The following is a 6,118-nucleotide window of genomic DNA, read 5'->3' on the forward strand; positions in this document are numbered from 1 at the left end:
TGATAGTCCCTCTAGGTACGGCATTGGTGGTTATAAATGACCACGTAACCAATAAAATACATTTGAAATATAAAGGAAAATAGGAGATGGAGCGTGCAGCGGGAATCGAACCCGCATCATCAGCTTGGAAGGCTGAGGTAATAGCCATTATACGATGCACGCAATGTAACTCGACTGAGCTATTTTACCTTGAATATGGTGGAGGGGGACGGATTCGAACCATCGAAGCTTTCGCGGCAGATTTACAGTCTGCTCCCTTTGGCCACTCGGGAACCCCTCCAAATTTTAATCTTAAATTCTTTTTGTATTAAATAAAGAAAATAAGATGGTGCCGACTACCGGAGTCGAACTGGTGACCTACTGATTACAAGTCAGTTGCTCTACCTACTGAGCTAAGTCGGCACAATTGGTGCGCATTCTAGTTAATCTGGAAATATCATGCAACTGAAAATTCAAATAAAACGTTTTTTTTTGCTTTTTCGCGCCAAAAATTGCCTATATTGTCAAAAGCACACCTGAAAAGTGATGAGACTACTTTTTTCTTATTCCGCCTTATTGTATTGTTCAGCACTCATTAATCTACCAGGTAAATCATGTGAACTCTTATTTAACCTTTACTCGTGATCGTTGGGCTGAATTACGGAAATCAACTCCTATGACACTCACAGAAAAAGAGTTAACAAGCCTGCGTGGTATTAATGAAAATATAAATATAGATGAGGTAACCGAAATATATTTACCACTAATACGACTCTTACAGCTTCATATTGATAGTCATAGAGAAAAGAACATTATCTTAGAGCAATTTTTATCTCACCAAGATATAAAGTCCCCTTTTATCATTGGGATAGCAGGAAGTGTTGCCGTTGGTAAAAGCACAACCGCTCGTATAATACAAACATTATTAAAGCAGTTGTTACCTAACTTGGATACTCAGCTAGTAACAACTGATGGCTTTCTTTATCCAAATGAACATCTTAAAGCAAGAAAGATCATGCATAGAAAAGGATTTCCAGAGTCTTACGATACGCAATCGCTTGTCTCTTTTGTATCAGACGTAAAATCAGGAAAAAAATCAGTCTCTGCGCCTCTGTATTCACATTTAACCTATAATATTACTGGTAAGCGTAAGATTGTTGAATCTCCTGATATATTAATTATAGAAGGATTAAATGTACTGCAAAACAGTAATGATTATCCTGACGAACTTCATCATCGCTTTGTATCTGACTTTTTAAACTTTTCAATTTATGTTGATGCTTCTCACGAGCAGCTTAAAGAATGGTACGTAGAACGTTTTCTAAAATTAAGGGAAAGTGCTTTTAAAGAAAACGGCTCATACTTTTCACACTACACTGAGCTATCTACAAAGGAGTCGATCGATAAGGCTCAGCACATTTGGGATACTATTAATGGTATCAATCTAGAAGAAAATATATTACCAACAAAAAATAGAGCACACTTGATTCTTTCTAAAGGAAAAAACCATTCAATAAATCAGGTATCTATCAGAAAATAATTAGCTTTTTTTTATTGATATTTCACCTCCGTTGTATGATTTAATTTCATCATTAACCGTGAGTAAAAGTGCACCTTGAGGATCGATCCCTTCACACACGCCCGTCACTGTACCATTACCTAGCTGAAGAGATATTGTCTGTTTTTTGAAATTATCGAGCTCATTCCATCGATGAACAAAACTTGATAAGCCTGAGTATTCAAATTCTTTCATCACATTAAATAATGAAATGAGTAACTCATTCGCTAACGTATTTCGGATATTATTCTTCTCTAGGATAGTATGTAAATCCACCCATGGTTGATCGATCGCAGAATCAAATCTTTCGCTAAGATTTACGTTAATCCCTACCCCAATAACTACATGTGCAGCCCCGCCAGATTGAGCGGATAGCTCAATAAGAACCCCCGCTAACTTACGGTTATTCCAGTAAATATCATTAGGCCACTTTAACTTTAAATTGCTACAACCTAGACGTTCTAATGCATCAACTACAGCAACCCCAATAGCTAAACTTAATCCCATAGTTGCAGCAAGACCGTCTTCTAACCGCCAATATAAAGAGAAATAAATATTACAACCAAAAGGAGAAACCCAAGTACGCCCTCGCCTCCCTCGACCTGCCTCTTGATATTCAGCAAAACAAGATTGACCACTTTGAATTGTATCCATATTATTAAGAAGATACTGATTAGTAGAGTCAATCACACCAAGCAATTTAGGAGAAGGTAAGTTTGCATGATGAATTAACGCTCCATTCAATAGCTCAATGGGATTAGAAAGTGCATAGCCTTTTCCTTTAACCTTATAAACTTCAAGGCCCCAGTCTTGAATGACTGTTATATGTTTACTTATTGCTGCTCGAGAAATCTTTAAAACTTCACCAAGTTCCTCACCTGAATGAAACTGACCATCACTAAGTAAATCGAGTATTACTAGTTTCTTAGTGTGATCTTTCATGAAATAACTCCGATAAAAAGGATTCTTTTCCATTAGCATAAAATCGAACTTCATGTTCAAGCTCAATGTTATACATATTAAGAACTGTTAGTTTTACATGATGGGCTAATTTTAAAATATCATCTGATGTTGCCTCCCCATTATTTATCAAAACTAAAGCCTGTTCTTTATGTACTTGAGCATCATTTATTTTGAATCCTTTGAGGCCCGCATTATCAATTAACCACCCTGCAGGAATCTTCTTCCCATCTTTAACATCGTATGCAGGTAGGTTAGGATAAGATTTAAGTAGAGAAAAATACTGTTTACTTGAAATAATCGGATTTTTAAAGAAACTACCGGCATTTCCTAAAACTTTAGGATCTGGTAATTTTTGGCATCTAATTTCACAAACTTTATTAAATACATCTCGAGTAGTCGTTGTTTTTTTATCGCGTAAAGCACTTAAGGGACCATACGATAAAAGCGGGGTCCATTTTTTTGCTAAGCGGAGAGTTATTGCGGTTATTATGCATTTATCTTTAAGTTCATGTTTAAAGATAGACTCTCGATAACCAAAATAGCAATCAGTATTTTGAAGTGTTTTAATCTGTAAGCTATCGAGATCTAAGTATTCGACAGATTCACAAACATCTTTTAATTCAAGGCCGTACGCTCCAATATTTTGAATTGGAGCGGTGCCTACACAGCCAGGGATCATAGCTAAATTTTCAATACCAGGGAGCCCATTATCAACGCACCATTCAACAAGATTAGGCCAATCTTCACCGCTTGACACCTTAAGGAAGTAGTCTCCTTCCGTTTCTATAACAGATCTACCATAAATACGATTCAAGACAACAACACCGTTAAATACATTACAAAACAATGTATTACTTCCCGCACCTAAAGGGAGCTTTATCATATCTGAGTATTTATCATCAGACCAAATATCAATGAGATCTTGAACTGAATCGGCTTGGAGTATCAATTCTGCATTTTGGTTGATTGAAAAACTGTTATAAGGCTTAAGTTCTTTGCTTAATAATATTTTCATAGTGCTGTATTTAATTGACTAGATTAAGTACATTCTAACTTAATCCACAAAAACTATATAGAACACAACTAATGAATCTTACCGTTTCTCATTTAGATAAATTGCGCCTCCCTTTACTCCATAAGCTATATAAAGCAAATTACCCTTCAGGAAAACCTAAAGGAAAAGAAGATATTATCGCGCTAGAAAATAACAAAATAATTATTGGGGCAGTACGAATTAAAACATATGAAGATTGCCATTTCCTTACTGGGATGATGATCATTGAAGAAATGAGAGGTAAACAATTAGGTAACTACCTTATCAATGAAACAAAAAAACTTCTTTCTCTAAATCATTGTTACTGCTTATGCGACCCACAGTTAACTGCTTTTTACCTTAAGAATAACTTCACACTTGCTAAAGAGAGTATTCCTCACGTTATTACATCAAAATATGAACGTTATACACATGGAGGAAAAAAGCTGGATATTTTGGTATATAAAAAACATAACAATTAGATATTACTCTCGGCAATAGATTCGAAATTTGCTAAAATCTATCTCCTTATATTGATAATTTAATGACCGGTTATGAATTTAAAACCTCAAGAAAGTAAAGAACAGCTGTCTATGCTTCCAATGTTGTCTCAAAATCCTGAGAATATTAAGATACTTCATACAGCTGCAGATTTTCGGTATGAACTCCTAAAACAAATAGAAAATGCTCAACAGCGGATCTATATCGTTGCACTATATTTAGAAAATGATGATGCTGGTAGAGAAGTATTTACCGCTCTCTATGAAGCGAAACAAAAAAATCCATCGCTAGATATCAATGTTCTTGTTGATTGGCATCGTGCTCAACGAGGCCTTATTGGTGCAGAAAAAAGTGATGGTAATGCCGCTCTATATCGTGAATTCTCTGAAAAATACGAACACGCTATAAATGTTCTTGGTGTACCCGTAAGAAATAAAGAAGTATTTGGTGTATTACATCTTAAAGGGTTTATTTTCGATGATACGGTTATTTACAGCGGTGCTAGCTTAAATGATGTGTATCTTGCTTATAAAGATAAATACCGTTTTGATCGATATCACGTTCTAAATAATTCTTTCCTTGCTAATTCAATGGTTTCTTTCATTAAGAAAACATTGATTGCTAGTCCTGCTGTTAATTGTTTGTCTCAACAAAAAAGACCTGAAACAAAGTCATTAAAGCCTGCAATTAAAGAACTAAGAAAGCAATTAGGTTTAGCTAACTATCAATTTATCTCTCAACTCAGAAAAAAGGGTGAGGTTGGTGTTACACCTCTTGTTGGCTTAGGGCGAAAAGGCAACAAATTAAATAATAATATTCGTCTTCTTCTAGCATCCGCTATATCTGAAATCACGATTTGCACACCTTACTTTAACTTCCCTAAACCTATCGCAAAAGAGCTAAAAAAAGCACTGCAACGAGGCGTAAAAGTAACAATCATTGTTGGCGATAAAACAGCAAATGACTTCTACATAGATCCTGAAGAAGGGTTCAAAACAATCGCAGGCTTACCTTATTTATATGAGATGAATTTAAGAAGCTTTGCGAAGACTAATGAAACATATATAGCGAGTAGACAATTATCTTTTCACCTTTGGAAACATGAAAAAAACAGTTTTCACCTTAAAGGTATGTGGGTTGATAAAGAATATACTTTAATTACAGGAAGCAACCTGAATCCAAGAGCTTGGAAGCTAGATCTTGAAAATGGCTTATTATTACAAGATCCTGAGCAATTACTTGTAGAAACTAAGCAAGCTGAACTAGACGTTATCTTAGAACATACACAGTTGATAGGTTCCTATAAACAAGTAGAAAAACTAAATAGCTACCCAGCGGAAGTAAAACGTTTAATAAAACGAATTAAACGAATTAAAGCCGATCATATTTTAAATCAAATCCTATAATATTATTATTGGGTATGTTCTGAAATTAAGTACATATCCAATAACCTCCTTCCTATAAGAGCCCCGTCTCTAATAAGAAAGCCAATACTATTAAAATAAGTTCAAAACATCACTACAATTCCACTCTGAATTAACACTCATTGAACAAGCATGGTAATATACCGAAATTTTATTGATTATAACTGTATTAGTTTTAATACCATTCTGGATAAGTGGTTGTTTAGATAATTACGTAGGAAAAACACTTGAGAACAAGGCTAGATTTTCGATAAGTCGTTATTCTACAACTAAAAATTTCAACGCTATTTTCGAGTATTTTACCAGCTAGGATGATCAGTTATACCATTCTGGATAAGTAGTTGTTCAGATAATTGCGCAGAAAAAATCGATTAGAGCAAGGCATAAATTACAGTAACTAGTGGATCTAATTACAAAATTTATAACGCAGATATAATCAATTTTAACAAGCAAGAATGATCAAATACTTATGTAGATTGGTATTATTTACTACGATTGGTATTACTTAGGAAAGGGATAATAAACGTGAGAGATTAGGTGTCTGTGAAATTTCAAATTAATAGTAATATTCATTTTCAATAAACCTAAAAAAGCCCTAATCTTTCGATTAGGGCTTTTTAAAATAGTGGCGGAGTGGACGGGACTCGAACCCGCGACCCC

5 protein-coding genes and 3 tRNA genes are annotated in these 6,118 nt (G+C 34.8%); 3 read left to right on the forward strand and 5 right to left on the reverse strand.

Features of this window, described 5'->3' with window-relative positions:
• Positions 1-87: 87 nt before the first annotated feature.
• The 3 genes from F8B77_RS17005 to F8B77_RS17015 all read right to left on the reverse strand — a co-directional run bounded on the left by F8B77_RS17005 (position 88) and on the right by F8B77_RS17015 (position 402).
• Positions 88-162 (reverse strand) — tRNA-Gly (locus F8B77_RS17005).
• A gap of 34 nt (positions 163-196) precedes the next feature.
• A tRNA-Tyr gene (locus F8B77_RS17010) sits at positions 197-280 on the reverse strand.
• Between the two features lie 46 nt (positions 281-326).
• A tRNA-Thr gene (locus F8B77_RS17015) sits at positions 327-402 on the reverse strand.
• A gap of 193 nt (positions 403-595) precedes the next feature.
• On the opposite strand from F8B77_RS17015, the gene coaA reads away from it, so the two are divergent.
• Positions 596-1,519, forward strand: a complete 924-nt coding sequence (gene coaA / locus F8B77_RS17020) for a type I pantothenate kinase (protein ID WP_151656835.1) — start codon at positions 596-598, stop codon at positions 1,517-1,519.
• Here coaA and birA read toward each other — a convergent pair whose 3' ends face one another.
• Positions 1,520-2,479 (reverse strand): bifunctional biotin--[acetyl-CoA-carboxylase] ligase/biotin operon repressor BirA, encoded by a 960-nt coding sequence (gene birA / locus F8B77_RS17025; RefSeq protein ID WP_151656837.1) that lies wholly within the window; start codon positions 2,477-2,479, stop codon positions 1,520-1,522.
• The gene (murB, locus tag F8B77_RS17030) at positions 2,463-3,515 is read right to left on the reverse strand and encodes a UDP-N-acetylmuramate dehydrogenase (protein ID WP_151656839.1); all 1,053 of its coding nucleotides are present in this window, start codon (positions 3,513-3,515) and stop codon (positions 2,463-2,465) included. The genes birA and murB overlap by 17 nt, the downstream gene beginning before the upstream one ends.
• A 71-nt stretch (positions 3,516-3,586) precedes the next feature.
• Between murB and F8B77_RS17035 the strand changes: the two genes are divergently transcribed.
• Complete coding sequence (locus F8B77_RS17035) at positions 3,587-4,015, forward strand: GNAT family N-acetyltransferase (protein ID WP_130049411.1); 429 nt, start codon at positions 3,587-3,589, stop codon at positions 4,013-4,015.
• Positions 4,016-4,087: 72 nt separating this feature from the next.
• Complete coding sequence (pssA, locus tag F8B77_RS17040; protein WP_151656841.1) at positions 4,088-5,440, forward strand: CDP-diacylglycerol--serine O-phosphatidyltransferase; 1,353 nt, start codon at positions 4,088-4,090, stop codon at positions 5,438-5,440.
• Positions 5,441-6,118: the final 678 nt, after the last annotated feature.

This window comes from Aliivibrio finisterrensis, from assembly GCF_008933155.1.
In the GTDB taxonomy this organism is placed as follows: domain Bacteria; phylum Pseudomonadota; class Gammaproteobacteria; order Enterobacterales; family Vibrionaceae; genus Aliivibrio; species Aliivibrio finisterrensis.